Genomic DNA, 26,322 nt, shown 5'->3' on the forward strand with positions numbered 1-26,322 from the left:
ACTTAAAAGACTACACCGCCATACATTCCCAGTTTGATGAAGCCGTCATTCTCTACGGCAATCTTGACCGCATAGACCTGATTGGCCCGTTCGTCGGCTGTCAGAATTGTCTTGGGGGTGAATTCCGCCTTGTCGGCTATCCAGGTTATCTTCCCCGCATACTCTCTCCGGGTATCATCACCGAAATCGGCCATCACCTTTACCTGCTGGCCCAGCTTCACGTCGGCCAGCTGTTCCGAAGTGACATAGGCACGCAGAAAAAGATGTTCCATATCCGCTACCTTAAACAGCGGCTTACCTACCGATGTCATCTCACCCTGTTCTGTATATTTGGCCAGAACCGTACCGCCGATGGGAGAAGCAATGTGGCACTTGGCCAGCTGGTCTTCCACCTGGGCTATCTGAATGGCGACCGACGAACTTTGTCCGTCCAGACTTGAGGTGCTGTTGGCCAGTGAAGACAATTGGGCATCCCGCTCACGCTCCAGCACTTCCAGCCGTGAATTCCAGTCGTCCAACTGCTGCCTGTTGGCTGCATTGGCCTCCAGCAGCCTGGCCACACGATCCCGCTCCCGTACCGCTGCATCAATCTGGGCCTTGGTCGCGGCAATCTGCTTGCCTATATCCGGCCGCCGGCTGTCCACCGATTTCATCGTCGATTCCAGCTCCAGCTTCTTCAGGTAAAGCTGTACCGTATCGATCACACCTATTCCTTCCCCCTGCCTGAGCAGGTCTCCTTCCTCCAGACGGAAACCGACCAGCCGCCCGTTCGCTTCTGCCGACACAATCACTTCCGTCGACTCAAACGTACCTGTAGCGTCATAGTCACTGTTCGGGCTGCAAGCCGGTAATGTCAATGCAGCCGCTATCAACCAATAATCCAATTTCATATAGCCGATCATTTCATTATTAATTCCATGTATAATCACCGTTACTCACCGCTGTTTGTCAGATGCCGTTGCCGGTACAGATGCATCAGCCACTCAATCCGGTGGGCTGCCTTCGACTGCATCGCCAGACTCTCGGCCGTCACTTCACGAAGCATCTCGGTAACCGATATCGTACCGTTTACTGCCTTCACTTCGGCAGCCTTCCGTATATTCGTACGTAAACGGATAATCTCATCATCTTCCTTCATCTGCTGTTCCAATGCCTGGATCGTCCCGTCCTGTTCGGTCAGTTGCAACCGTGTATTGAACAGAAACACATCACGGTCTGTCTCTATCTGCCGCTGCTCTGCATCAATTTTCCTGCGGTCGTTTCCCAACGTATACAATGACCCGAAGTTCCAGTTCAGCCTGACTCCGGCCAAATAAAAGAAAGAGGCTTTGTTTTCCAGCATATTCAATCCGGGATTTCCGAAACCTCCTTGTACGAAAAAGCTGAACTTGGGAAGGTATCCGGTCTTCAGTCCGGCTCTGCGGATATCCAGCTGATGCTGCCGGGCTTCATACCACGAAAGTTCCGGACGCCGTATGAGCAGCGGGTCGGATTCCAGTTCGGGCGGACAGACAAAAGAGGTCTGTTCGTTCCACTCCTTTCCTGCAAGTAAAGACAGCATCCTGATGTATGCCTTCCGCATCGTCTGTATCTGTACGGCCTCTTGCCGGGTATGCAGAATCTCTACCCGTACGGCATCCACATCGGCGTCGCTGGCTGTCCCGTTCAACCTACAAGCATCAATGGCCGCCAGGTTACGTTCCAGGTTTTCCATGAGCAAACGGTTCTGGCGCAACTGCTCATCCATCAGCAGGATACTGAAGAAAAGCTGGTCTACCCGCTCATTGACAGCATACATGTCCACCTCAACCTGTTTCTGCCTTTCCATGGTAGAAGCCTGTACCTGTTTCTTCTGCTGGCTGGTCTCTCCACCGTCCCAGATTCGCTGGTCCAGTTCCAGAACCGTCTGGTACTGGGTATTCGGTACTCCGTCAAAATCAATGCCGGGTATATCAAACGGAATATGGGTCACTTCACTCTGGTAAGTCGCCTTTGCCGACAAAGACAACTGTGGCAGATACTTCTTCATTGTATTCTCCAACGTATATTGTCCGGACAGTTCAATCCACCGGTACTGTCTCGCCAACGGATAGTTGAGCTGTGCTGCAGTCCTACATTCATCCAAGGTCACTTGCCCGGACAGGTCAAAAGCCAGCAACAGCCAGAAAGCAGTCAGAAAGAAATGTTTCATAAAACAAGGATATATAAATGATATATGCAAATATACGGTATCACATACCTACATCCACGTTCCAACATGAGAAAAAAATGTTCTGATATTCCGGAAACAACCGCCAGGTATCATTCCATATGGATATTTTATTATCTTTGCGGGAAGAAACAATCCGTTATGAAACATTCCACCATTCCATTTTTCGCCATTGACCAGATCCAGCAGATGCCTATCATCAAATGCAATGGATCACGCTTCATCTCACCCCAGCTGGCTGTACTGAAATCGGTACAGGGCATGAAGGAGATCATACGCCTTGCCAACATGAAGAACGCCTTCAACCAGCCTTACCGTATGAAGGAAGGACGTATCGCCATAGTCCTTTCCGGTACAGGGAAAATACGCATAAACCTGATAGAACACATATTGAAAAGAAATGACCTGGTAATCGTTTCGTCGGGAGTCATAGGAGAATTCACCAACCTCTCTCCCGACTTCGACTGGTGTCTGATAGCCTGTAGCGACCAGCTCCTGCAGGAACTTCCCCGTCAGGGAATGGTACAGAGATACCTGCAGGGAAGAATGATTGTCCATCTCCCGCTCAAAGAAAAAGAATGCAGACGGATCCTCCAGATATTCGACCTTTTATGGGAAATCCTGCACGATGAAGACAGATCCCTCGATCTGGCGGTAAGCGTTATACATACACTATTCAAACAGACTGAAATCTATGAACTGCACAATACCATCGACAGAGAAACATCACCCAGACTGCGGCAGGAAGAAGTGTTCGACCGTTTCATCGAACTGGTCAACAACCATGCTGTCCATGAAAGGAACATCGGGTTTTATGCCGACAAGCTCTGTATCACGCCCCGCTACATGAGTACCCTTATCCGTCAGGCAAGCGGACGGACTATCATGGAATGGATCAACGAAGCTGTTATCCAGGAGGCGAAAATCCAACTGCGGTACAGTGACAAACCGATCTATCAGCTTGCCGAAGAGCTCCATTTCGCCAATGTATCCTTTTTCTGCAAATTCTTCCGGCAAAAGACAGGCTATACCCCGACAGGATACCGCCAGGCCCGACACGGACACACATCCGGATAATTTCCAGGCAGCAGAAATTCCGCTGTACAGATATGTTTTCAGGAAACAGACTTACGCCCGTCTGCCTTCTCGTCCAGCAGCTCACGGAGATACATTTCCAGACGGTCGGTAACCTCCCGCATCGGAATCTGGCGGCCGGTTTCCTTTGCCAGGGAAGTGACTCCCTTGTCGATAAAGCCGCAAGGATGGATATAGCTGAAATACCGGAGATCGGTATTCACATTCAGCGCCAGGCCGTGCATCGTGATGAAATGGGTGCTGCGCACTCCGATCGCACAGATCTTGCGCTCGTCGGGAGTCCCTTCATCCAGCCATACGCCGGTAGCCTTCTCTACTCTCCCCGCCTTCACGCCGTATGAGGCGCATACGCGGATTACAGCTTCTTCCAGGATGTGGATATATTCTTTCAGTCCCAGATGGAAATCTTCCAGATTCAGGATCGGATAGCACACCAACTGCCCCGGTCCGTGATAAGTGATATCACCCCCGCGGTCAACATGGAACAGTTCGGCTCCTACCGCCGCCAGCTGCCGTTCGTCGAGCAGCATATTCGCATCCTTCCCGTGTCTGCCTAATGTGTATACATGCGGATGTTCACAAAATATCAAGCGGTTCTTGCAGCTTTGTCCGGCTGCACGTGTCGAAATCATGCTGTTGAAATATTCTATCTGTTTTCCCCAAGCCTCCTTGTAAGGAGTAACCCCCCAATGTTCACATTTCAAGTGTTTCATAGTTCTATTCAGTCAGGTTGTAATTTGTACGGATGCAAAGATAGGTATTTTTTGTTCCCGATGTTCTTCCGGTTCCGTATTTTCAACAAGATAAACAAACAAAAAGGCAGAAAGCTTTCTTTTTTTATCCGTAATTCAGGAACTTATACTATATTTGTCACTACAACTATAACTATTTTACTAGAACTGATAAAAATTAGCGACATGAAGGCACAGAAATTACTGATTCCGGCTTTACTGTTCAGCCTGACAGCCGGCACCGCATTTACGGGATGCTCAATGAAAGAACATGACAACACTTCATCTACCGACAGTCTGGATATAGATACTGTAGTATATCTCAACCCAGGCAGTGAAAAGCCTTCATGCAAGATCAACATAGCCTATACATTCCTGAAACCTGCATCCGACAAGGATTCCATTTCCCGAAGGATCAATTCCCAGATCCAGTCTGTCATATTCGGAGAGCAATATGCGAAGCTCTCCCCTCAGGATTTCATCAGGACCATCTCGACCGATATGATCGACAACTATAATACCGACGTGAAGAGCCTGTTTGTAGCCGATCAAAAAAACGGGATGGAAGAAAAAGACATTCCTGCATGGTATAATTATGAGTATCAGATATCAACCGTCATGGAAGAGGGACTTAACGGCATATGGAACTATACCGTTACGAATTTCGCCTATACCGGCGGAGCACATCCCAATACATTGATCAGGATGCTGAATTTCGATAAGAATGACAGCCGTCTGCTTACCGCCAGAGACATCATCCTGGCCGGAAAGGAAGATGACGTCTGCAAGGAAATACTCAAGTCGCTTATCCAGACAGCCAACACCAAACTGGAGACCGATACCATTACCTGCCTGGCAGGACTGCAGGAAAACGGGATTCTGCAGGACGGCAACCTGTACATTCCTGAGAACTTCCAACTGGGAAAAGACGCTGTCACTTTCCTTTACAACCAGTATGACATCGCCCCGTATTACCTCGGTTCATTCATACTTCCGGTTCCGTACGAAAGCATCAAAGATTATTTAAAGATCAAATAACTTCCAGCAAGATATAGAAGAGATATGGATATTATATTGAAATATTTTCCGGGACTGACCGATATGCAGAAAGAACAGTTTGGTGCCCTATACGACCTGTACACCGACTGGAACAGCAAGATAAATGTCATTTCACGCAAAGATATAGCCAACCTCTACGAGCACCATGTACTCCATTCGTTGGGAATAGCCAAGATTATCAACTTCAAGCCCGGAACCGGTGTCATGGACCTGGGTACGGGAGGCGGATTCCCTGGAATCCCTCTGGCTATCCTTTTCCCGGAAGTGACATTCCACCTGGTCGACAGCATCGGCAAGAAGGTAAAGGTGGCTACCGAGGTTGCAAACGCCATCGGACTGAAGAACGTCACCACCCGTCATTGCCGCGCCGAAGAAGAGAAACAGCAGTTCGACTTTGTTGTGAGCCGCGCCGTGATGCCTCTGGCCGACCTGCTGAAGATTATCCGTAAGAATATCAGGAAAGAACAGCACAACGCATTGCCCAACGGACTTATCTGCCTCAAGGGAGGCGAACTGGACAAAGAAGTGATGCCGGTAAGAAACCAGGCTCTCATTACAGACCTGAAGGATTTCTTCAATGAAGAATATTTCGAGACAAAGAAAGTGGTCTATGTACCCGTCCATTGATAGTTATAGATAAAATCCAAATAGCCGAATCAAAAGAATTGATCAGAATATGAATATCAAACGCTTCGAATTTAATATGTTTCCGGTGAACTGTTACGTACTTTGTGACAACGGGGAAGCGGTCATCATCGATGCCGGATGCTATTATCCGGAAGAACAGCAGAAGCTGAAAAGTTACATAACCGACAATCAGCTTACCGTCAAGTATCTGCTTGACACCCACGCCCATCTCGACCACATATTCGGTAATCCGTTCCTGCTCCGTGAATTCGGACTCCGTGCCTGCGCTTCACATAAGGATGAATTCTGGATTCCCAGAACCGGTGAAATGGCCAGGATGTTCGGCTTCCAGCTGAATGAAGAACCGGTTGCCCTGGGCGATTCCATCAATGACGGCGACGAGTTCTGTTTCGGGAACTCCTGCCTGAAAGCCATCGCCACTCCCGGACATTCGCCCGGAAGCATGACCTTCTATTGTGAAAAGGACAAATGCCTTTTCTGCGGAGACGCCCTCTTCAAGGGAAGCATCGGAAGAACCGACCTGCCGGGCGGCGATTTCGACGAGCTGCGTGAAAGTATCTGCAGCCGCCTGTTCACCCTGCCCGAAGATACGGTTGTCTATCCAGGACATGGCGACCCCACTACCATCGGCCGTGAAAAGATGAACAACCCTTATTTCAGATAACGATTAAGTAGAAGTTCCGGTAGACGGAGGAACTTCAATGAAGCTCTCTGTCTGGTGGGGCTTCACTAGCTTTAAATAACATTTTATATGAAAACTGACCTTTTTGAAAACCGCCACATTGGCATCAATGAAACCGATCTTCCTGAGATGCTGGAAAAGATCGGCGTAAAAAGTCTTGATGAGCTTATCCAGAAGACGATACCTGAAAAGATACGTCTGAAAGCTCCGCTGGCACTGGCTCCTGCCATGACAGAACATGAGTTTGCCGTACATATCGCAAAACTGGCAGCCAAGAACCAGATATTCAAATCCTACATCGGTACAGGATGGTATGACACCGTCACTCCGGCTGTCATCCAGCGCAATGTATTCGAGAATCCGGTATGGTATACTTCCTATACGCCGTACCAGACAGAAATTTCCCAGGGACGTCTGGAGGCCCTGTTGAATTTCCAGACTGTCATCAGTGACCTGACTGCCATGCCGCTGGCCAACTGCTCCCTGCTCGACGAGGCTACCGCCGCTGCCGAAGCCGCTACCATGATGCACAACCTGCGTACCCGGGCCCAGCAGAAAGCCGGAGCAAACACCCTGTTTGTCGATGCAGAGATCTTCCCGCAGAACCTGGCTGTGCTGCAGACACGTACAGCCCCGCAAGGCATTGAAATCAAGCTGGGAAGCTACAAGGACGTGGAACTTACTCCCGACATCTTCGGATGCATCCTGCAGTACCCGAACAACAGCGGAAACATTGAAGACTACCGCGACTTCACCGCACGGGCACATGCCGCAGGCTGCAAGGTAGCTGTAGACGCCGACATCATGAGTCTGGTCATGCTTGTACCTCCCGGCGAATGGGATGCCGACATCGTATTCGGAAGCACCCAACGGCTGGGTATCCCTATGTTCTACGGAGGACCGTCGGCCGCTTACTTCGCTACACGCGACGAATACAAGCGTAACATGCCGGGACGTATCATCGGCCTGTCCAAAGACAAGTACGGACATGTTTGTTACCGTATGGCCCTGCAGACCCGCGAACAGCACATCAAACGTGAGAAGGCTACATCAAACATCTGTACCGCACAGGCCCTGCTGGCTACCATGGCAGGATTCTATGCCGTATACCACGGACCCGAAGGGATCAAGGATATAGCCAAACGGATCCACAGCATTGCCAACTGGCTCAACAAGCAGATGCTCAAGCTGGGATATGTCCAGAAAAACGAACTTTATTTCGATACACTGCGTTTCGGACTGCCGGACAACGTAAGTGCACAGCAGATTCGTACCATTGCATTGAGCAAGAAAACCAACCTCCGCTATTTCGATAATGGAGACGTAGGGTTCAGCATCGATGAAACCACTACCGTAGCCGATGCCAACCACCTGCTGCAAATCTTTGCCATCGCCGCCGAAACTACGGTCAGTGAAGTCGATGATATCCCCGAAAGCTCTACCATCAGCCGGGAACTGCGCCGCCGCTCTTCTTTCCTGACACACGAAGTGTTCAACCGCTACCACACGGAAACGGAAATGATGCGTTACATCAAACGGCTCGACCGCAAGGATATTTCACTGGCACACTCCATGATTTCACTGGGTTCATGTACCATGAAGCTGAACGCCGCATCCGAAATGCTTCCGCTCAGCAACGCCCAATGGATGAATATCCACCCGCTGGTTCCCGAAGACCAGGCACAGGGTTATCAGGAACTGATCCATAACCTGGGACAGCAGCTGTTGACCATCACCGGATTCGACGGCATCACTTTCCAGCCCAACTCCGGAGCGGCAGGCGAATATACCGGTCTGCGCATTATCCGCAGTTACCTGGAAAGCATCGGACAGGGACACCGTAACATCGTACTGATTCCTGCTTCCGCACACGGAACGAATCCGGCATCGGCGGTCCAGGCCGGCTATGAGCCGCTTACCTGCGCCTGCAACGAACAGGGCGACGTAGATATAGAAGATCTCCGCGCAAAGGCTGAAGCCAACAAAGACAACCTGGCTGCCCTGATGATCACTTATCCTTCTACCCACGGAATATTCGAATCGGACATAGCCGAAATATGCGATATTATCCATAAGTGTGGTGCACAGGTATACATGGACGGCGCCAACATGAACGCTCAGGTAGGACTGACCAACCCGGCTACCATCGGGGCCGACCTGTGCCACCTGAACCTGCACAAGACCTTCGCCAGCCCTCACGGAGGAGGTGGTCCGGGTGTTGGTCCGGTATGTGTAAGCAAGCACCTGCTACCCTTCCTGCCGGGACATGACATCTTCGGAAACAGCCGGAATGAAGTGGCTGCCGCTCCCTACGGAAGCGCCGGTATCCTGCCCATTACCTATGCCTATATCTGCATGATGGGTGAACCGGGCCTGAAACGTGCCACCATGACGGCTATCCTGAACGCCAACTACCTGGCTGCATGCCTGAAAGATACTTACGGAACCGTCTACAAAGGCGACAACGGATTTGTAGGCCATGAAATGATTCTGGAATGCCGCAAGATCCATGAAGAAAGCGGAATCACTGAAAACGATATCGCAAAACGTCTGATGGATTACGGATACCATGCACCTACGCTGTCCTTCCCTGTTCACGGAACCCTGATGGTGGAACCTACCGAAAGTGAAAGTAAGTATGAGCTCGACAATTTCGTGGAGACCATGCAGACTATCTACAAGGAGATTGAGGAAGTCAGGACCGGTGATGCCGACAAGAACGACAATGTCCTGATAAACGCACCGCATCCTGAATATGAAGCGATCGATTCCAACTGGAACCACTCCTATTCACGTGAGAAGGCATATTATCCTATCGAAAGTGTACGTGAGAATAAGTTCTGGATCAATGTAGCCCGCGTAGACAATACATTGGGCGACCGTAAACTGATTCCTACCCGCTACGGAAACTTCGACGAATGATAAATGCACAACCGCATAAACAAGAAAGGGATGCCCCAACGGGTATCCCTTTCTCTTTTTTATATCATTTATGTTATAGATCTACTACAAGTCTTTCCGCTTTTATCAGGACAGACCTTCTATCTCACCGTTCACGATATCAATGTGCAATGCCTGCGGTTCTTTCGGCAGTCCCGGCATACGCATGATATCACCGGCTACGGCCACTACCATTTCGGCACCTCCGTTCAACACGATGTCACGCACATTGACCGTAAAGCCGTTCTCGGCTGCACCGTACAGTTTCGGATCGGTAGAGAATGAATATTGGGTCTTGGCTATGCACACCGGGAACTTGTCGTATCCCAGCTCTTCGGCCATCTTGATCTTCTTCTTGGCTACGGCACTGAAAGTGACGGAAGTGGCGCCATACAGGTTGCACGCTATCTTGGTGACCTTCTCTTCAATGCTGTCGTTGTCGTCGTAGGCCATACGGAGCGGAGCCGACGGCCGCTTCTCGATGGTATCTACCACCAGATTAGCCAGTTCTACGGCACCGGCACCTCCTTCGGCAAAGGCGTTGTTAACGGCGAAACCGACTCCCATTTCCTCACAGTGGCGACGTACCATTTCAATTTCCTCGTCCACATCGTTCGCATAACGGTTGAAAGCCACCACAACCGTCTGCCCGAACGAACGCATGTTGCGGATGTGCTTGTCAAGATTGGCCAGACCGTGTTTCAGACCTTCCATATTCGGTTCCTTGATGGCATCCACACTCACGCCACCGTGCATCTTCAGTCCCTGGGCGGTGGCCACAATCACTGTAAGCTTCGGCTGCAGACCGGCCTTACGGCATTTGATGTCAAAGAATTTCTCGGCTCCCAGATCGGCACCGAATCCGGCTTCCGTAATGACGTAATCACCGAAGGTCATCGCCATCTTGGTGGCCAGGATGGAATTACAGCCGTGTGCGATGTTGGCAAACGGACCTCCATGCACAAATGCCGGAGTATGTTCCGTAGTCTGCACCAGATTAGGAGCAATCGCATCTTTCAGGAGCACCGTAATGGCTCCCGCAACACCCAGGTCCTTGACCGTGAAAGGTTTGTTGTCTATGGTATACCCCAGCAGGATATTCTCGATACGGCGGCGCAGGTCGTTCTCGTCGGTAGCCAGACAAAGGATTGCCATGATTTCGGAAGCCGGCGTAATGTCGAAGGCCGATTCACGGGTAATGCCGTTCGTCTTGCCGCCCAGACCGGTCACGATGTAACGCAGGCCGCGGTCGTTCACGTCCATCACACGGTTCCACAAGACTTCTTTCATGGCGAAGCCTTTATCCTGGTTCTGGTACATGTAATTGTCCAGCAGTGCTGTAATCATGTTATGTGCAGACGTGATGGCATGGAAGTCGCCGGTAAAATGGAGGTTGATCTTGTCCATCGGAAGGACTTGGGCGTAACCTCCTCCTGCCGCTCCGCCCTTCATTCCGAAACAGGGGCCCAGCGAAGGTTCACGGAGGGCACATATCGCGTTCTTGCCTATCTTGTTCAACCCTAAAGCCAGTCCCACCGATACCGTGGTCTTTCCGATGCCGGCCTTCGTCGGGGTAATGGCGGTTACCAGGATCAGGTTGCTCTTGTCCACTTTTGTACGGTCAATGAGCTTAACAGGTACTTTGGCTATGTAATGCCCGTAATGTTCCAATTCGGACGTCGGCATGCCGCATTTGGCTGCCACCTCGTCAATCTCTGCAAGCTTGATGCTGCGCGCAATTTCAATATCAGATTTCATAATCGTTTTTATAATTGAGGCACAAAGATACTATTTTTTTATAACTTTGTATTTGTCTAACTATGTTAATATAAATAACGGAATTCTACCATGAACAATTTTACATTTTACAGTCCGACCGAATTCGTTTTCGGTAAAGAAACCGAACAGAAAGTAGGTGAACTGGTCAAGGAATATCACGGAAACAAGGTTTTGATTGTATACGGAGGAGGTTCGGTCATCCGGAGCGGACTCCTGGCACGGGTCATGGAAGCCCTCGACAAGGAAGGTATCAAACACGTGGAGATGGGTGGGGTACAACCTAATCCTACCGACCCGAAGGTATACGAAGGTATCGCGCTGGGACGCCGGGAGCAGGTCGACTTCATTCTTCCCGTAGGCGGCGGATCGGTCATCGATACGGCCAAGGCCATTGCCGCCGGAATCCTGTACGACGGCGATTTCTGGGATTTCTACATCGGAAAGGCTGTCGTACAGAAAGCGCTTCCTGTAGGCGTGGTGCTCACCATCCCGGCAGCCGGCAGTGAAGGGTCGGGCAACTCTGTCATCACCCGTCTCGACGGACTGAAGAAACTCAGTCTCCGCACCCCGAAGGCACTCCGCCCTGTATTCGCTGTCATGAACCCGGAAATTACCTATACGCTTCCGGCCTGGCAGACCGCTGCCGGCATTACCGACATGATGGCGCATATCATGGAACGTTATTTCACCAATACCGAAAATGTGGAGATTGCCGACCGCCTATGCGAAGGGGTACTGAAGGCCATCATCACGGAAGCGCCGAAGGTCATGGCCGACCCTCACGACTATGGGGCACGCGCCAACATCATGTGGTCGGGTATGGTGGCACATAACGGCACATGCGGTGTCGGCTGTGAAGAGGACTGGGCCTCTCATTTCATGGAACATGAGGTCAGCGCCATCTATGACGTCACTCACGGAGCGGGACTGGCGGTTATCTTCCCGGCATGGCTCACCTACATGGCTTCCCATCATGTAGAGAAGGTGGCACAGTGGGCCGAACGGGTATGGGATGTACCGGCCGGCAGCGACAGGAAAGCGGTCGCCACCGAAGGGATCGAACGCTTCAAGAAATTCCTCAAGGGCATCGGCATGCCCGTCACCTTCAAGGAACTTGGTATCGAAAACCCGGACATCGACCTGCTGGTAAAGAAACTGCACGAAAACAAGGGTGAGTTCGTGGGCAACTATGTCCGGCTCGACAGGAACGCTACCCGTGAAATATTCGAAATAGCCAACCGATGATTCTGACACAAGACATTTTTACACAGACTTTTTTATACAGATATATGGAATTCAACAACAGCAAGATAAGAAGACAGGACAGGACTCTCGACAGGCAGCGGGCCTTCGAGATCCTCAAGGAGGGGGAATACGGAATCCTCTCCATGCAGGCCGAAGACGGTAACGGTGCCTACGGAATCCCGCTGAGCTATGTATGGGACCGTGGCAACTCCATCTACATCCATTGCGCTCCCGTAGGGCGCAAACTGGACTGCATAGACCGCTGCCACAACGTCTCGTTCTGTGTGGTGGGACGCACCAAGGTGATTCCCGACCATTTCACTACTGCATACGAAAGCATCGTACTCCGCTGTACGGCACACCGCAGTCTGCATGAAGCCGAACGCATGTCGGCCCTCTCCCTCTTCCTGAGCAAATACTGCCCTAACGACAAGATAGTGGGCCTGAAGTATGCCGAGAAATCGTTCACCCGTACCGAAATCATCCGCCTGGACATTGAAGAGGTAAGCGGAAAGACAAAGAATGTTTTCTGACAGGCGGCCCATGGAACAGAAGAATCCTTATACATACCGGCAGATAGTGCATATCGCCTTCCCCATCATGGTCAGCCTGATCATGGAGCAGCTCATAGGAATAACCGATACGGCCTTCCTCGGACGGGTGGGCGAAGTGGAACTGGGGGCATCGGCCATCGCCGGCGTATATTACCTGGCCATCTTCATGATCGGCTTCGGGTTTACGGTAGGTTCCCAGATCCTCATGGCACGGCGCAACGGCGAAGGGAACTACAAAGCCATCGGAAATATCTTCTACCAGGGTACGTATTTCCTGCTGGTCATGAGCCTGGTCATCTTTACGCTCTCGCAGTTCTTCTCGGAAAAGATCCTGGGTTTCCTGGTCTCTTCCGACCATATTGTTGCAGCGGCCGACGACTATATCCGCTGGCGGGTATACGGATTCTTCTTTTCTTTCGTAGGGGCCATGTTCCGCGCCTTTTATGTAGGGACTACACAGACCCGCACACTTACCCTGAACTCCATCGTCATGGTTCTGTCCAATGTGGTGTTCAACTATACCCTGATTTTCGGGAAGTTCGGATTCCCCGCCCTGGGCATTGCCGGAGCGGCCATCGGCTCTTCCCTGGCCGAACTGGTGTCTGTACTGTTCTTCATCGGATATACGCTCAAACGGATCGATTACCGTAAATACGGACTGAACCGTGTACCGGGATTCCGGTGGAAGGAACTGCACCAGATCATGGACCTCTCCCTGTGGACCATGATACAGAACTTCATCTCGCTCTCCACATGGTTCCTGTTCTTCATCTTCATCGAACACCTGGGAGAACGGCCGCTGGCCATCTCCAACATCATCCGAAGCGTCTCCAGCGCTCCGTTCATGATTGTCATGGCTTTCGCCTCTACCTGCAGTTCTCTGGTAAGCAACCAGATAGGTGCCGGAAACATCGGGTGTGTACAGGCATTGGTCAACAAGCACATAAAGCTGTGCGCATGCATCGTGCTGCCCATCATCGCACTCATCGCCCTGTTCCCGGTTCCGGTTCTCCGCATCTACACCGATATCCCCCAGCTCGTTACGGCCAGCATACCGGCCCTGCTGGTGCTCTGCTCGCACTACGTCGTGTCCATCCCCGGAAACATCTATTTCCAGTCGGTTTCGGCCACCGGAAATACCCGGGCCGCCTTTACCCTCGAACTGGGAGCGCTGGCCGCCTATATCGTCTATGTATTTGTACTCATCATCGTCTTCAAGGCCGATGTGGCCGTGTGCTGGACGGCCGAACACCTCTATGCCCTGTACATCGGAGTGGCAAGCTATATCTACCTGCGGAAGGGGAAGTGGCGGGAAAAACGGATCTGACGTCTCCCTTCCTCCCTGCGGCCGGGGATTTTCCCTACCGCCCGTAGGATAAATCCCCCCGAACCTTAGGAATAATCATTGGTTTGTATGATATTCCCGGCCTATCTTTGTGGCATAAGAAAAGAAAAAGAAAGACAAACTGAAAAAGATAAGGAGGAACGGTTATGAAGACAACAAGAAAATTCTACGGCATATTTCTGGTACTGCTTGTTTCGGCACTGACATTCAGTTCATGCGACGGACTGGAGGTCTATTGGGATAACGGCAACCATTACGAATATTCGGAACGGCTCTGCAGCCGTACCTGGACCGACAGCTGGTACGACGGCTACGACGGCACCAGCTATTACCAGGAACTCCGGTTCTACGGCGACTATACCGGTTGCGACTACCTCGAATCAGTAGACCGTTACGGAAACCGCCGTACCTCCACCCTCTACTTCAACTGGGACTGGAGATCGTATGACAGCCTTGTACTCGACTACGGGAACAGCCGCAGCTACATCGACGATATTTCCTGGAGCGGATGGGACCGTATGGACTGTGTCTTCGACGGAGAATGGGTCAGCTTCACGGCTTACTGACGTTTTTCATTAGGTGTCAATATATAAAAAATCCGGTACGGCTGGAGTCTCACCTCCCGGCCCTACCGGATTTCTATCTGTAAAAGCTTTATGCTTCAATGCTTCACTTCTGCTCTTTCTGCTATGCCATCGTACCGCCGATGATATCCAGCAACTCGTTGGTAATGGCCTGCTGACGGCTCTTGTTGTATAACAAGGTCAGTTCCTGTATCAGGTCATTCGCATTGTCGGTCGCTATCTGCATTGCCATGGTACGTGCAGCGTGTTCAGCCGCATTCGAATCAAGCAATACCGTATAGATCTTCATCCGCAATACCTTGGGAAGCAGTTCCTGCATCACTTTCTGTGCCGACGGCTCTATGATATAGTCGGCTTCCATTCCGCCTTTCCCTCCTTCGGCGCTCTCCTCTTTCGAAAGGTCGATAGGCAGATAGGTTTCATGGGTCAGTATCTGGGTAGATGTCGATTTGAAATGGTTGTAAAGCAGGTCTACCTTCTGGATCTCACCTTTCACGAAACGGTCCATCAGTTCGGCGGCCAGGTCGGCTGCTTCCTGATAGTTCGGTTTCCCGCTCATGTGTACATAGTCTCCCATCGGGGTAAATCCCAGCTTCTTCACCGCATCGGCCACCTTACGGCCTACCGGATACACCAGAATGTTATCCTTGCCGTAGTCGTGGGTATACTTATCGAGCAACTCCTGCAGATGACGTATCACGTTCGAATTGAAACCGCCGCACAGACTGCTGTTCGACGCAAAAACAACTATCGCAATCTTCGTCACATCACGATTCACAATGAAAGGTGACTCCACACTAAGCTCCGTACTCAAGAAGTTGGTAAGCATGTGGTGCAGTCTTCGTTCATAAGGAAGCATGTTCTCTATAGCCTCCTGAGCCTTATGCAGCTTTGAAGAGGCTACCATCTTCATAGCCGAAGTGATCTTCAGCGTTCCGTTAATGGAATTGATTCTTCCTTTTATTTCTTTCAGTGATGCCATGACGATTATTTTGCTTTAAACTGTCTTGCTGTTTCTGCCGCTATTTTTTCGATGATACCTGTCACTTCGTCGTTGATCTGTCCGCTTGCCAGCACATCGAGCACATCCTTCTGGTGGTTGGCGCGCATGGTTGTCAGGAATGCATCCTGGAACGCACGTACCTTGCTGATAGGAATATCACGCATCAGGCTGTGTGTACCGCAATACAGGATGGCGATCTGTTCACCTACCGGCATCGGAGAATACTGGGGCTGGATAAGCAGCTGGTTGTTCTTACGTCCGCGGTCGATGGCCATCGCCGTTACAGGGTCCATATCGCTAGAGAACTTGGAGAAAGCCTCCAGTTCACGGTACTGTGCCTGGTCGATCTTCAACGTACCGGCCACCTTCTTCATACTCTTCACCTGTGCACTACCACCTACACGTGATACCGAAATACCTACGTTGATGGCAGGACGGAAACCTTGGTTGAACAGGTCGGTCTCCAGGAAGATCTGACCGTCGGTGATGGAGATCACGTTGGTCGGGATGTAGGCTGATACGTCACCTGCCTGGGTCTCGATGATAGGCAGGGCTGTCAGTGAACCGCCTGCCTTTACCTTGCCTTTCAGACTGGGTGGAAGGTCGTTCATCTGTTCGGCCACTTCCTGCTGGCTGATGATCTTTGCGGCACGTTCAAGCAGACGTGAATGCAGGTAGAAGATATCACCCGGATAAGCTTCACGTCCGGAAGGACGACGCAGAATCAGAGATACCTCACGGTAGGCTACCGCCTGCTTTGACAGGTCGTCGTATACCACCAGGGCATGACGGCCGGTATCACGGAAGTATTCACCGATAGCGGCACCCGCAAACGGAGCGAAATACTGCAGGGCGGCAGGGTCGGAAGCCGTAGCGGCTACCACGATGGTATAGTCCATCGCACCCTTTTCACGCAATGCGTTTACCAGGCTGGCTACCGTAGAACCTTTCTGTCCTACAGCTACATAAATACAGTATACCGGATTACCGGCTTCATAATTCGCACGCTGGTTGATGATCGTATCGATTGCAATGGCAGTCTTACCGGTCTGACGGTCGCCGATAATCAGCTCACGCTGTCCGCGGCCGATAGGGATCATGGCGTCGATTGCCTTCAGACCTGTCTGCAACGGTTCGGTTACCGGCTGACGGAAGATGACTCCCGGCGCCTTGCGTTCCAGCGGCATTTCGCAAAGTTCACCACCTATTGCGCCTTTTCCGTCAAGAGGATTGCCCAGCGGGTCGATTACACGTCCCAGCATGCTCTCGCTCACACGGATGGAAGCGATACGCTTGGTACGCTTTACAATCATACCCTCCTTGATCTGGTCGGTAGGACCCAACAATACGGCTCCCACATTGTCCTCTTCCAGATTCATCACGGTACCCATGATACCGTTCTCAAATTCCAGAAGCTCGTTGGCTTCTGCATTGCGCAAGCCATAGATACGGGCCACACCATCACTCACCTGTAGCACGGTACCCACTTCATCGAATTTCAGTGAGGTATCGATGCCCTGCAACTGTTGGAGCAGCACTTCAGAGACTTCGCTGGGTTTTATTGTATTTTCTGGCATAATTACTTTTTTTCAATTAAACTATTCTTCTGTTTCTCGCAATGAACTGATCCTTGATGCTCTTGAGCTGGGTAACCACGCTGGCATCCAGCCGGTTGCCCGCCAGTTCAATGATATAGCCGCCTATCAGGGAAGGGTCGATCTTCTGTTCCAGCTCTACGGTGCCGTGAGTCAGCAGATGCGCCATTCTCTCCAGGTAGCTCACCAGTTTGGGAGAAGGAACTGCAGTTGTCAGGCGTCCCATCAGAATCTTCTTGTCGTCCCTGTACAAGTCTATGTACGACCAAGCCATGAATTGCAAGAAATCTTCACGTTTGTCTTCCAGCACCAGTTCGAAGAAACGCCTGGTTTCCTTGCTCACACCGTCCCCGCCGGCAGCTTCCTGAAGCAATGTCAGCTTCTTGGATCTCGCCAGTACCGGGTTGCCGATGGCCTGACGCAGGGCAGGCACTTCGGCATAGTGTGCACTCAGAGTCTTCATCTCCTCATACACCTTGTCTTCGACCTTGTCTGCCTTCGCGTATTCCAGCAGTGCCTTGGCAAAACGTCTAGAAACAACACCTGTATTCATAACTTATTGTTTTTTAGCAGATTCCAACATGTCATCAAGCATATGGTCGATCAGTTCCTCCTGAACCTTTTCATCGGCAAGCTTGCTGCGCAATACCTTTTCGGCTATGCCCACAGAAAGTACGGCCACCTGACGGCGGATGTCGCGGATGGCACATTCCTTCTCCACTTCCACCTGGCGCTTCATCTCTTCCATCAGACGGGCACCTTCGGCCAGTGCCTTGTCCTGGGCGTCCTTGATGATGCGGTCACGGGTAGCGGCTGCCTCGTTCAGGATACGGGCCTGCTCTTCATGAGCCTCTGTCAGAATCTTCTCACTTTCGGCCTTGATGTTGGCCAACTGCTCGTTGGCTGCACGTGCCGATTTAAGCGATTCGTCAATATATGCTTTCCGGTCCTCTACCATCTTGATGACCACCGGAAAGCCGTACTTCGCCAACACGAAGAAAACGACTGCAAAGACGACGATCATCCAGAACAGCAGACCCGGATCCGGAGTTAATAATCCCATATCTTAAATTTAAATTTATTACAAGAACAATGTCAACAAACAAACTACGATGGCAATCAGCGCAACACCTTCAACCAGTGCGGCTGCGATAATCATGTTCATACGCAGGTCGCCTGTTGCTTCCGGCTGGCGTGCCATAGCTTCCATAGCAGAACCACCGATCTTACCGATACCGATACCTGCACCCAAAACTGCGATACCTGCGCCGATAGCAGCGCCTAATTTACTAATACCTACACCTGCAGCAGCCTGCAATAAAACTGACAATAACATAATCTTTAAATTTTAAATGGTTATACTTTTTGTTTTTTCTCTTTTTGTTTATTTGGCTTCATGTCCCTTTACACGCGACAGACCGATGAATACGGCCGACAACATGGTGAACACATAGGCCTGGATGAATGCCACCAGTACTTCCAGGGCATCCATGAATATACCGAACAGCACGGCAACTACCGTCATGGAGCCGTTTATCACTGCACCGGCCTTCACTGTAATGAAGATAATGGCTATCAGACTCAATACAGCGGCATGGCCTGCCATGATATTGGCGAAAAGACGGATCATCAATGCGAACGGTTTTGTGAATATACCGAAGAATTCTATCAACGGCATCATAGGTATCGGAGCCTTCAGCCAGGTAGGAACCTCAGGCCAGAAAATCTCCTTCCAGTATTCCTTTGTACCGAACAGGTTGGTGAGCACGAAGGTACAGATGGCCAGTACCATGGTAATGGCTATGTTACCTGTAACGTTGGCACCACCCGGGAAGATAGGGATCAGCCCCATCAGGTTGTTTACCAGTACAAAGAAGAACGCGGTCAGCAGGTAAGGGGCGTAACGCTTGTAGTCCTCGCCGATACAGCCTTTGATCACATCGTCGTAGATCATCAGGATCAGCGCTTCCATCATCCCCACTCCCCCTTTCGGGGCACCTTGCTCTACCGGGTGTTTCTTGTACCAGCGCACGCAGCTCATCATGATGACCAGCAGCACGGCGCTGTTGATGAACAGTCCCAGTACGTTCTTGGTGATGGAGATGTCCAGCGGACGTACCTCCTCGCCGGCAGCATTGCGCTCTACTATCTTGCCGTCGTAAGTGCCGCCCTTGGCGATATACAGGCCTTCATACTCCTGCCCTTCGGTTATCTTCGAGGAGCAGAACACATGCCAGCCTGTACTGCTGTGGACAATGACAGGCAACGGAATGCTCACGCGTGTGTCACCCAGCGTGGCGATATGCCATTCGTACGAGTCGCCGATGTGTCCGAACACCAGTTCGTTCACATTCACCTCGCCTTCCCCGCCGTTTCCGGCAGCGGTCGAATCGGCAGGTACCGCTCCGCCCGGGACGGCTGTCGTATCAGCCTCCTGCGCATACATCCCTGCCGCGCTTACCAGCAGTAGCAGAAATAGTGCTATGTACCGTAATCTTTTCATTTCTTATTCTTTTTCTGTAATTTCAGTTTCGTCTCAAAACGAAGGAAAAATTGGGTCTCGAAAATCAGGAACGCAAAGAAGAAAAATACGAAGGTAAGCATGAACGCCACAATCTCATGTCCCACTATGAAGGCGTAGGCTGTGATCATGAGCACACTCAGCACGAACTTCACCACTTTGCAGATCATGTAACAGATAACCAGCTTCTCCAGTCCCATGCGGTAGTAGAACGAGAACAACGCTATGTAGAACAGACCGACCAGATAAAAGAATACCGGAATCGACGGATACCACAGGAAATACCTCTCCGGAATGAACAGGTGAAACACTATGGCTACCAGAGCCGTCAATACAATCCCCACTACTGTGAGTTCCTTGATAAACTTTTTTCTTACGGTTAACAAAAACATAGTATTATACAGTTATTTACTACCACTGTACGTCACTTTTCTCAAAGTTCGGCACAGACTGAAACCTGGTTATTGTTGACATCCACGAAACCACCCTTGATTTCCAGTGTGGTCTCTTCTTTTCCTGCCTTGTACCTCACCTTTCCCGCCACGAGCGACGAAATGATCGGAGCGTGGTCCGGAAGTACCTGGAATTCTCCCAGCTCTCCCGGCAGGGTCACTGACACCGCCTTTCCGTCGAACACCATGCGTTCGGGTGAAACGATAACTAAATGCAATTCTTTCATAATCGTTGAGTTTATTATCCTTTGGCCGCTTCAAGCAGCTTCTTTCCCTTCTCGATTGCATCCTCAATCGTACCTACGTTCAGGAAGGCCTGTTCCGGAAGGTAATCCACTTCACCGTCCAGAATCATCTTGAAGCCCTTGATGGTGTCTTCGATGGATACCATCACACCCGGAACGCCCGTAAACTGTTCGGCTACGGCGAACGGCTGGGAAAGGAAACGCTGTACACGACGGGCACGGTTCACGGTCAGACGGTCTTCATCCGACAGTTCGTCCATACCCAGAATGGAGATAATATCCTGCAACTCCTTGTTACGCTGGAGGATCTGCTTTACGCGCTGGGCTGTCTCGTAGTGTTCCTTACCTACAATCAGCGGATCCAGAATACGTGAAGTGGATTCCAACGGGTCTACGGCCGGATAGATACCGAGCTCGGTAATCTTACGGCTCAATACGGTGGTCGCATCCAGGTGGGTGAATGTGGTGGCCGGAGCCGGGTCGGTCAAGTCGTCGGCAGGCACATATACGGCCTGTACTGACGTGATGGAACCGTTCTTCGTAGAAGTGATTCGTTCCTGCATCTGACCCATTTCCGTTGCCAGTGTAGGCTGGTAACCTACGGCCGACGGCATACGTCCCAACAAGGCCGAAACCTCGGAACCTGCCTGGGTGAAACGGAAGATATTATCAATAAAGAAAAGGATATCACGCGGACCGTTCTCGCCGCTCTGGCGGTCACGGAAGGATTCGGCAAGGGTCAGTCCTGAAAGGGCTACCGACTGACGTGCGCCGGGAGGCTCGTTCATCTGCCCGAACACCATGGCTACCTGCGATTTCTCCACTTCGTTGTAATCCACCTTCGACAAATCCCACTTGCCTTCTTCCATGCTCTTGAGGAATTCGTCGCCGTAACGGATAACACCCGATTCAATCATTTCACGGAGCAGGTCGTTACCTTCACGGGTACGCTCACCTACACCGGCAAACACAGAGAAACCGTTGTGCTTCTTGGCGATGTTGTTGATCAACTCCTTGATAAGTACGGTCTTTCCTACACCCGCACCACCAAACAATCCGATTTTACCTCCCTTCAGATAAGGCTCCAGAAGGTCGATAACCTTAATACCTGTAAACAGGACTTCCTGAGTAGTGGCCAAGTCTTCAAACTTCGGCGGCTCGCGGTGGATAGGGAAACCTCCCTTCTTGTCCAGCGGTTTCATGCCGTCGATGGTTTCACCGACTACGTTCATTACCCGTCCCTTAATCTGCGCTCCGACAGGCATTGTAATGGCCTGACCGGTCGGCACGACTTCCATTCCGCGCTGTAATCCGTCCGTACTGTCCATAGCTACGGTACGTACAGTGTCTTCACCGATGTGCTGCTGCACTTCCACAACCAGCGTACGGCCATCATTTCTCAGGATGGTCAACGCATCGTGGATCTTCGGCAAAGCCTGCTCTACGTCCTGCCCCTCTTCAAACTTGAAGTGGACATCGACAACCGGACCGATGACTTGCGAAATGTGTCCAACGATTTTTGACATAAGCTCTAATCTTTTATAATGAAATAAATAAAAGTATTCTATTTTTATATATACCGTCCCCTTGGATTCCGGTTACGCAAAATTAAACCATAATGCCGCTAAAGTGTACTCTGAAATAACATTTTTTAGCCCGGAAATGTAAAAATGAGACATAAATCAACTAAAATAGGCTAAGGATGTTTAACCTTCATTACATAAATAAACAATAATTCACAGAACAACTGTTACATATGCACCGGGTACGTACACAAAATATACTTTATCCTATCACGGTGGCCACAATTCTACGCGGACCGCCGTAATCGCGGAACTCGCACAGGTAGATCCCCTGCCATGTACCCAGGTTCAGCCGCCCTCCCGTAACCGGAATGGTCACCGACACGCCTGTCAGGCTCGACTTTGCGTGGCTGGGCATGTCGTCGGCCCCCTCTTCGGTATGCATGTAATAGGGCTCGTTCTCCTTCACCAGCCGGTTATAGATCTGCTCCATGTCGCTACGCACGCTGGGGTCGTAGTTCTCGTTGATGCTCAAGGCGCAGCTGGTGTGCTTCACGAAAAGGTTCAGCAGTCCTTTTTCGGGAAGCTCCGGCAAATGCGACTTCACTTCTTCCGTTATCAGATGGAAGCCTCTGCGACGGGGCTTCAAGGTAAATTCCACTTGTTCTGTCATATCTTTCCTTTCCTTATTTTCTCAGCCAGATGGCATTGATTTTCCTGCGTATCACAATCATGTTGAGTGCCGATACTACGGCAAAGATGAGGAAGCCTGTAAGCAGTGCTCCCAGCAGGGTGGCTCCTTCAGCCGCCGGATAGAGGTTGCCTATCACTTCCATATACGAACCGCGCACCGCTACCACGGCCAGCATGCCCAGGGCATAGACCAGCAGGTTCAGGACAACGGTCAGCAGCTGGTACGGACGGGCTACCCTGGCGGGACTGTACCCTATCAGCAGCAGGTTCTCCAGCTTGGTGGTGTTCTTCTGCAGCAGCAGGTAGATGCTCAGCATCAGGATGTAGAATGAAAGGGCGCTTATCAGCAGACCTACCGAAAGCACGATGCCGGTTATCACTTTCAGGAACCAGGCGGTCTTGCCCGCATCCAGCTGGTTGCCTTCGGTCTCATACCCCTTGCTGTCGAAATACCGGGCTATGCGGTCGTCGGTCGGGTTGTTCACCTCCACGATCAGCCGCGAAGGCTCTACCCGCTCTCCTGTCCCGTACTTGCCGTTGGCCCATTCTATAAACGATTCGGGCACCAGGATGGTGTTCAGACGGTTCGAGAAGCCCACAATGTTTCCCCGCATCCGGGCTGCCTGCCCGTTCCCCATGATGCGGATGTCCAGATTGACCATCCCCATCACACCTTCCGACAGCTGCGGAAGGTTACGGCTCTGGGCGAACCCGAAGTTGTACAGGTTCAGGTAGTTTCTCGGGATGATGATCGGTATCTCGCCCGATGCCGGATCGAAATGCCACTTGTCGAGCTTCACGTCTACATAGGCGTCGGGAACCGATTCGAAGAACATGTCGGTCGACATGTTGATGCCCTGCATACCCATTCCCGCCGATACCTTGAACTGTGAGGGCAGGAAACGTCCCACGCTCTTCGTGAACGGCTGGTCTTCGATGTCGGCTATGTCGCCCTCACTGAAGGTGCTGCTCTTGCCCACAAACGAGCCCAGGGTACTCACCTTCTTGCTCACTATCACAAAGTCTTTCTTGATGAAGCTGTCGCCTTGCGTGAATACCGGCAGGACGTCACGGTAGAACTGCACGCTCAACAGCACAATGACCATACCGCACAGGTTGGCGAAGAAGAACCCCGCCAGCTGTGCCACACTGATATGTTGTCTCAATAGTTTCCAGATCATAACTTCTTTCTTTTTTAGGTTACAGTGACAGTACCCGGTCGTAGTCCAGACCGAGGTGCCTGCCTATCGAGGTGACTATCACTCCGGCTCCCTGCCTGCCGGCCTCTTCCTTCAGGATCTCCGACATGACACGCCCGTTGCCTTCGTCCAGGTGGCTCACCGGCTCGTCCAGGAAGATGAAGTCGAACGGCTGGCATAACGCACGGATAAACGCCACACGCTGCTGCTGCCCGAACGACATGCGCCCTGTCTTCTGGTCCCACTTGTCGGCTATTCCCAGCCGCTCGAACCATTCCTTCACCTGGCTTTTCCGGCAGTGGCCGGTCAGCTGGTTCTTCAGCTGGATGTTCTCCCACGAGGTCAGCTCCGGAAACAGGCGGAGTTCCTGGAACAGCATGCTCAGTGAACGCTTCCTGAGCTCAACCCAGCGGGCTACCGTATAGTTGCGTATGTTCTCACCGTCGAAGCTGATGATCCCCTGGTAATCTTTCCTGTACCCGTATATATAGCTGCAAAGAGAAGACTTGCCCGTGCCCGAAGCGGCCTCTATCAGGTAAGTCTTCCCTTTCTGGAACGCCACCTGCCTGTGCCATACATCCGAGGTGACGCTGTCCCTTCCCGCAAATACTTCGGGAAGGGTCTGCTGTAATTCAATCGTATCCACTGTTGTCTGCTTTATTTTTTAGTTGGACGGAGCGGTCAGCGAGCGGAGCACATTCCGGTTCCGGTCCTTCATCACCAGCTCTATCCGTCCTTTTTTCTCGTCAAATGTCTCGACTGTCAGGTAGTCGAATCCCCCCAGTACGGCCATTACCGGTGCCAGCTGGCTGCTGCCTCTCATGAAGGTACCGGCTACAGCCACCGCCGGAGCGAAATTCACGCCCATGAAGAAACGCTTGCCTTTCACCTGTCCGGCCCAGGGCGTACTTTCCAGCGTGGTCCCTTTCGGGGCTTCCAACAGCGCCACATCGTTGGTCAGGTAAAAACGGTTGTCCTTTACCCCGAACCACAGCGAAGCCGGACCCGGACGCATGCCCAGAATCCGTCCGTCCAGCATCTGGAAACGGTAGGCGTCCTTGCCCTCGTTTCTCAGTACCATCTGTCCGCCTGTCAGCGCCAGCAAGGGTTTCAGTCCCTCGAAGGTCTGCAAGAAACCGGCGTCCGTCACATCGGCATAAGCCACGAAACCGCCCGTCAGCGGATTGGGCGAAACCACGGCCACATCGCCTTTCACGGCATTGAATATCGCCTCGAAGTCGATCGGCATCATGGAGTTCTCCAGTTCCTGACTGATGGTGGCGTTCCCGTTCAGCAGGCTGTACAGCTTGCTACCGTCCACATTGGCGCTCATCCACACCACGGTGTTCTCCGCGAAGGTAGGCAGATAGCTGCCCTTCACCGGCGAAGTAGCCTGATAAAGCTGTTTCGAAAGTTCATTGAAGGTCTTGTCAGTGCTCAGGTTCTCGATGTCGGCCACCACCTTGCCGTTCTCGAAGTTCACGGTGGCCATCATCTTCACGTCCTGAAGCTTCATGTCGGCCGAACCTCCCATGGTCAGCATGGCCGAATACTGCATCGGTAGCATGTCGAGCGAAGTCATCGCCACGATGTCTCCCTTCGCTTCCTTCATCCGCTTGAACCCGTCGGTGCCGCAGAAGCCCTCGTTTTCTTTCTGGCGGAGTATCATGGCCGCCGTATGCTGCATGTCGGATGCCGCCCCGCCCTTCGGGTCGGCTATGGCCAGGAAGGTATCCCCGTTATAGGCCACCAGCACCCTGCCCATCACAGTCCACGTGCAGCCTTCGCTCTCGCGGGGCTCCTCACACAACTGCTGTTTCCGCAGCTCGTCCAGCAGGTCTTCCACCTTCCCGTCGTCACGCACGGAAGCCACCAGTCCCGCCGACGTACTCTGCGACTCCACGAAGAAATAGACATTCTTGCGCAGGTCCAGTCCGCTTTCCGACGGATCCTTTACTATCTTATCTATCAGTTGTTCAGAACCTTTCATGCCGCTCTTTAAAGCATCGCTCAACCTGTTGAGGGCATCTTTCCCCTCATCGCCTCCCAGGCCGCTCTTGTCGGCCATCGAAGCCAGGTCTGCCGAAACCACCACGGCAGCGTCCTTCGGCAACGCCTGTTCATACTCGTTACCCTTCTGGCAGGAGGTAACGAACAAGGCAGCCACCACCAGGTAGCCGCCCCATTTTGTCAGTTTATTATCCGGTCTCATATCTTTCT

26 protein-coding genes are annotated in these 26,322 nt (G+C 51.6%); 9 read left to right on the forward strand and 17 right to left on the reverse strand.

The annotated features are described in order from the left end of the window. Positions 1-2: 2 nt before the first annotated feature. Complete coding sequence (locus tag BQ7489_RS10245; protein ID WP_072532122.1) at positions 3-890, reverse strand: HlyD family secretion protein; 888 nt, start codon at positions 888-890, stop codon at positions 3-5. Between the two features lie 41 nt (positions 891-931). Next, complete coding sequence (locus BQ7489_RS10250; RefSeq protein ID WP_072532123.1) at positions 932-2,191, reverse strand: TolC family protein; 1,260 nt, start codon at positions 2,189-2,191, stop codon at positions 932-934. 159 nt (positions 2,192-2,350) lie between these two features. On the opposite strand from BQ7489_RS10250, the gene BQ7489_RS10255 reads away from it, so the two are divergent. Further along, entirely contained in the window at positions 2,351-3,286 is a 936-nt protein-coding gene (locus BQ7489_RS10255; protein ID WP_072532124.1) for a helix-turn-helix domain-containing protein, read from the forward strand. Between the two features lie 38 nt (positions 3,287-3,324). Here BQ7489_RS10255 and lipB read toward each other — a convergent pair whose 3' ends face one another. Then, complete coding sequence (gene lipB, locus BQ7489_RS10260; RefSeq protein WP_072530921.1) at positions 3,325-4,017, reverse strand: lipoyl(octanoyl) transferase LipB; 693 nt, start codon at positions 4,015-4,017, stop codon at positions 3,325-3,327. Between the two features lie 204 nt (positions 4,018-4,221). Between lipB and BQ7489_RS10265 the strand changes: the two genes are divergently transcribed. The 4 genes from BQ7489_RS10265 to gcvP all read left to right on the forward strand — a co-directional run bounded on the left by BQ7489_RS10265 (position 4,222) and on the right by gcvP (position 9,346). Further along, positions 4,222-5,073, forward strand: coding sequence for an RsiV family protein (locus BQ7489_RS10265; RefSeq protein ID WP_072532125.1), 852 nt, complete (start codon positions 4,222-4,224; stop codon positions 5,071-5,073). Between the two features lie 24 nt (positions 5,074-5,097). Beyond that, the gene (gene rsmG, locus BQ7489_RS10270; RefSeq protein ID WP_072530922.1) at positions 5,098-5,721 is read left to right on the forward strand and encodes a 16S rRNA (guanine(527)-N(7))-methyltransferase RsmG; all 624 of its coding nucleotides are present in this window, start codon (positions 5,098-5,100) and stop codon (positions 5,719-5,721) included. A 49-nt stretch (positions 5,722-5,770) separates the two neighbouring features. Then, a complete protein-coding gene (locus tag BQ7489_RS10275) occupies positions 5,771-6,406 on the forward strand; it encodes an MBL fold metallo-hydrolase (RefSeq protein WP_072530923.1) in 636 nt (211 codons plus the stop codon). A gap of 87 nt (positions 6,407-6,493) precedes the next feature. Beyond that, positions 6,494-9,346 (forward strand): aminomethyl-transferring glycine dehydrogenase, encoded by a 2,853-nt coding sequence (gene gcvP / locus BQ7489_RS10280; RefSeq protein ID WP_072530924.1) that lies wholly within the window; start codon positions 6,494-6,496, stop codon positions 9,344-9,346. Between the two features lie 105 nt (positions 9,347-9,451). Here the strand turns inward: gcvP and BQ7489_RS10285 are convergent, their stop codons facing one another. Then, positions 9,452-11,122: a formate--tetrahydrofolate ligase gene (locus tag BQ7489_RS10285; RefSeq protein WP_072530925.1), complete on the reverse strand. Its 1,671-nt coding sequence runs from the start codon at positions 11,120-11,122 to the stop codon at positions 9,452-9,454. Positions 11,123-11,212: 90 nt separating this feature from the next. Here BQ7489_RS10285 and BQ7489_RS10290 point away from each other — a divergent pair, with 90 nt between their 5' ends. From BQ7489_RS10290 to BQ7489_RS10305, 4 genes are all read left to right on the forward strand, one after another. Beyond that, the gene (locus tag BQ7489_RS10290) at positions 11,213-12,388 is read left to right on the forward strand and encodes an iron-containing alcohol dehydrogenase (RefSeq protein ID WP_072530926.1); all 1,176 of its coding nucleotides are present in this window, start codon (positions 11,213-11,215) and stop codon (positions 12,386-12,388) included. A gap of 44 nt (positions 12,389-12,432) precedes the next feature. Continuing rightward, a complete protein-coding gene (locus BQ7489_RS10295; RefSeq protein WP_072532127.1) occupies positions 12,433-12,921 on the forward strand; it encodes a pyridoxamine 5'-phosphate oxidase family protein in 489 nt (162 codons plus the stop codon). A gap of 10 nt (positions 12,922-12,931) precedes the next feature. Then, complete coding sequence (locus BQ7489_RS10300; protein ID WP_072532126.1) at positions 12,932-14,269, forward strand: MATE family efflux transporter; 1,338 nt, start codon at positions 12,932-12,934, stop codon at positions 14,267-14,269. A 164-nt stretch (positions 14,270-14,433) separates the two neighbouring features. Further along, on the forward strand, positions 14,434-14,853 hold the full coding sequence (locus tag BQ7489_RS10305) for a hypothetical protein (protein WP_072530927.1): 420 nt from the start codon (positions 14,434-14,436) through the stop codon (positions 14,851-14,853). 121 nt (positions 14,854-14,974) lie between these two features. On the opposite strand, the gene BQ7489_RS10310 is transcribed toward BQ7489_RS10305, so the two are convergent. The 13 genes from BQ7489_RS10310 to BQ7489_RS10370 form a co-directional block, all read right to left on the reverse strand. Continuing rightward, positions 14,975-15,853, reverse strand: coding sequence for a F0F1 ATP synthase subunit gamma (locus tag BQ7489_RS10310; protein WP_072530928.1), 879 nt, complete (start codon positions 15,851-15,853; stop codon positions 14,975-14,977). Between the two features lie 5 nt (positions 15,854-15,858). Beyond that, complete coding sequence (gene atpA / locus BQ7489_RS10315) at positions 15,859-17,451, reverse strand: F0F1 ATP synthase subunit alpha (protein WP_072530929.1); 1,593 nt, start codon at positions 17,449-17,451, stop codon at positions 15,859-15,861. 16 nt (positions 17,452-17,467) lie between these two features. Continuing rightward, positions 17,468-18,022: a F0F1 ATP synthase subunit delta gene (locus tag BQ7489_RS10320; RefSeq protein WP_072530930.1), complete on the reverse strand. Its 555-nt coding sequence runs from the start codon at positions 18,020-18,022 to the stop codon at positions 17,468-17,470. Positions 18,023-18,025: 3 nt separating this feature from the next. Continuing rightward, a complete protein-coding gene (gene atpF, locus BQ7489_RS10325; RefSeq protein WP_072530931.1) occupies positions 18,026-18,532 on the reverse strand; it encodes a F0F1 ATP synthase subunit B in 507 nt (168 codons plus the stop codon). 18 nt (positions 18,533-18,550) lie between these two features. Then, positions 18,551-18,805 (reverse strand): ATP synthase F0 subunit C, encoded by a 255-nt coding sequence (gene atpE / locus BQ7489_RS10330; protein WP_072530932.1) that lies wholly within the window; start codon positions 18,803-18,805, stop codon positions 18,551-18,553. 48 nt (positions 18,806-18,853) lie between these two features. Continuing rightward, positions 18,854-19,972: a F0F1 ATP synthase subunit A gene (gene atpB, locus BQ7489_RS10335; RefSeq protein ID WP_083580554.1), complete on the reverse strand. Its 1,119-nt coding sequence runs from the start codon at positions 19,970-19,972 to the stop codon at positions 18,854-18,856. After that, positions 19,969-20,382 carry a hypothetical protein gene (locus BQ7489_RS10340; protein WP_072530933.1) on the reverse strand — a complete coding sequence of 138 codons (414 nt, stop codon included), beginning with the start codon at positions 20,380-20,382 and terminating at the stop codon, positions 19,969-19,971. The genes atpB and BQ7489_RS10340 overlap by 4 nt, the downstream gene beginning before the upstream one ends. A gap of 41 nt (positions 20,383-20,423) precedes the next feature. Further along, on the reverse strand, positions 20,424-20,669 hold the full coding sequence (atpC, locus tag BQ7489_RS10345) for an ATP synthase F1 subunit epsilon (protein ID WP_072530934.1): 246 nt from the start codon (positions 20,667-20,669) through the stop codon (positions 20,424-20,426). A gap of 14 nt (positions 20,670-20,683) precedes the next feature. Next, positions 20,684-22,213 carry a F0F1 ATP synthase subunit beta gene (gene atpD, locus BQ7489_RS10350; RefSeq protein ID WP_072530935.1) on the reverse strand — a complete coding sequence of 510 codons (1,530 nt, stop codon included), beginning with the start codon at positions 22,211-22,213 and terminating at the stop codon, positions 20,684-20,686. Between the two features lie 259 nt (positions 22,214-22,472). Continuing rightward, positions 22,473-22,883 (reverse strand): secondary thiamine-phosphate synthase enzyme YjbQ, encoded by a 411-nt coding sequence (locus tag BQ7489_RS10355; protein ID WP_072530936.1) that lies wholly within the window; start codon positions 22,881-22,883, stop codon positions 22,473-22,475. 13 nt (positions 22,884-22,896) lie between these two features. Then, entirely contained in the window at positions 22,897-24,084 is a 1,188-nt protein-coding gene (locus BQ7489_RS10360) for a hypothetical protein (RefSeq protein ID WP_072530937.1), read from the reverse strand. Between the two features lie 19 nt (positions 24,085-24,103). Beyond that, on the reverse strand, positions 24,104-24,748 hold the full coding sequence (locus tag BQ7489_RS10365; RefSeq protein ID WP_072530938.1) for an ATP-binding cassette domain-containing protein: 645 nt from the start codon (positions 24,746-24,748) through the stop codon (positions 24,104-24,106). Positions 24,749-24,766: 18 nt separating this feature from the next. Continuing rightward, positions 24,767-26,314, reverse strand: a complete 1,548-nt coding sequence (locus tag BQ7489_RS10370; protein WP_083580556.1) for a DUF4836 family protein — start codon at positions 26,312-26,314, stop codon at positions 24,767-24,769. Positions 26,315-26,322: the final 8 nt, after the last annotated feature.

Source organism: Bacteroides ilei, from assembly GCF_900128495.1.
Taxonomy (GTDB): domain Bacteria; phylum Bacteroidota; class Bacteroidia; order Bacteroidales; family Bacteroidaceae; genus Phocaeicola; species Phocaeicola ilei.

Excerpts from the sequence above, each read along its gene's own strand:
- BQ7489_RS10300 (WP_072532126.1), top strand. The coding sequence starts at position 12,932 with ATGGAACAGAAGAATCCTTATACATACCGGCAGATAGTGCATATCGCC.
- BQ7489_RS10310 (WP_072530928.1), bottom strand. The coding sequence starts at position 15,853 with ATGGCATCACTGAAAGAAATAAAAGGAAGAATCAATTCCATTAACGGA.
- BQ7489_RS10245 (WP_072532122.1), bottom strand. The coding sequence starts at position 890 with ATGAAATTGGATTATTGGTTGATAGCGGCTGCATTGACATTACCGGCT.
- BQ7489_RS10340 (WP_072530933.1), bottom strand. The coding sequence starts at position 20,382 with ATGTTTTTGTTAACCGTAAGAAAAAAGTTTATCAAGGAACTCACAGTA.
- BQ7489_RS10370 (WP_083580556.1), bottom strand. The coding sequence starts at position 26,314 with ATGAGACCGGATAATAAACTGACAAAATGGGGCGGCTACCTGGTGGTG.
- BQ7489_RS10275 (WP_072530923.1), top strand. The coding sequence starts at position 5,771 with ATGAATATCAAACGCTTCGAATTTAATATGTTTCCGGTGAACTGTTAC.
- BQ7489_RS10255 (WP_072532124.1), top strand. The coding sequence starts at position 2,351 with ATGAAACATTCCACCATTCCATTTTTCGCCATTGACCAGATCCAGCAG.
- BQ7489_RS10320 (WP_072530930.1), bottom strand. The coding sequence starts at position 18,022 with ATGAATACAGGTGTTGTTTCTAGACGTTTTGCCAAGGCACTGCTGGAA.
- atpD (WP_072530935.1), bottom strand. The coding sequence starts at position 22,213 with ATGTCAAAAATCGTTGGACACATTTCGCAAGTCATCGGTCCGGTTGTC.
- lipB (WP_072530921.1), bottom strand. The coding sequence starts at position 4,017 with ATGAAACACTTGAAATGTGAACATTGGGGGGTTACTCCTTACAAGGAG.
- rsmG (WP_072530922.1), top strand. The coding sequence starts at position 5,098 with ATGGATATTATATTGAAATATTTTCCGGGACTGACCGATATGCAGAAA.
- atpA (WP_072530929.1), bottom strand. The coding sequence starts at position 17,451 with ATGCCAGAAAATACAATAAAACCCAGCGAAGTCTCTGAAGTGCTGCTC.
- BQ7489_RS10295 (WP_072532127.1), top strand. The coding sequence starts at position 12,433 with ATGGAATTCAACAACAGCAAGATAAGAAGACAGGACAGGACTCTCGAC.
- atpB (WP_083580554.1), bottom strand. The coding sequence starts at position 19,972 with ATGAAAAGATTACGGTACATAGCACTATTTCTGCTACTGCTGGTAAGC.
- gcvP (WP_072530924.1), top strand. The coding sequence starts at position 6,494 with ATGAAAACTGACCTTTTTGAAAACCGCCACATTGGCATCAATGAAACC.
- BQ7489_RS10250 (WP_072532123.1), bottom strand. The coding sequence starts at position 2,191 with ATGAAACATTTCTTTCTGACTGCTTTCTGGCTGTTGCTGGCTTTTGAC.
- BQ7489_RS10285 (WP_072530925.1), bottom strand. The coding sequence starts at position 11,122 with ATGAAATCTGATATTGAAATTGCGCGCAGCATCAAGCTTGCAGAGATT.
- BQ7489_RS10290 (WP_072530926.1), top strand. The coding sequence starts at position 11,213 with ATGAACAATTTTACATTTTACAGTCCGACCGAATTCGTTTTCGGTAAA.
- atpC (WP_072530934.1), bottom strand. The coding sequence starts at position 20,669 with ATGAAAGAATTGCATTTAGTTATCGTTTCACCCGAACGCATGGTGTTC.
- atpF (WP_072530931.1), bottom strand. The coding sequence starts at position 18,532 with ATGGGATTATTAACTCCGGATCCGGGTCTGCTGTTCTGGATGATCGTC.
- BQ7489_RS10355 (WP_072530936.1), bottom strand. The coding sequence starts at position 22,883 with ATGACAGAACAAGTGGAATTTACCTTGAAGCCCCGTCGCAGAGGCTTC.
- atpE (WP_072530932.1), bottom strand. The coding sequence starts at position 18,805 with ATGTTATTGTCAGTTTTATTGCAGGCTGCTGCAGGTGTAGGTATTAGT.
- BQ7489_RS10265 (WP_072532125.1), top strand. The coding sequence starts at position 4,222 with ATGAAGGCACAGAAATTACTGATTCCGGCTTTACTGTTCAGCCTGACA.
- BQ7489_RS10305 (WP_072530927.1), top strand. The coding sequence starts at position 14,434 with ATGAAGACAACAAGAAAATTCTACGGCATATTTCTGGTACTGCTTGTT.
- BQ7489_RS10360 (WP_072530937.1), bottom strand. The coding sequence starts at position 24,084 with ATGATCTGGAAACTATTGAGACAACATATCAGTGTGGCACAGCTGGCG.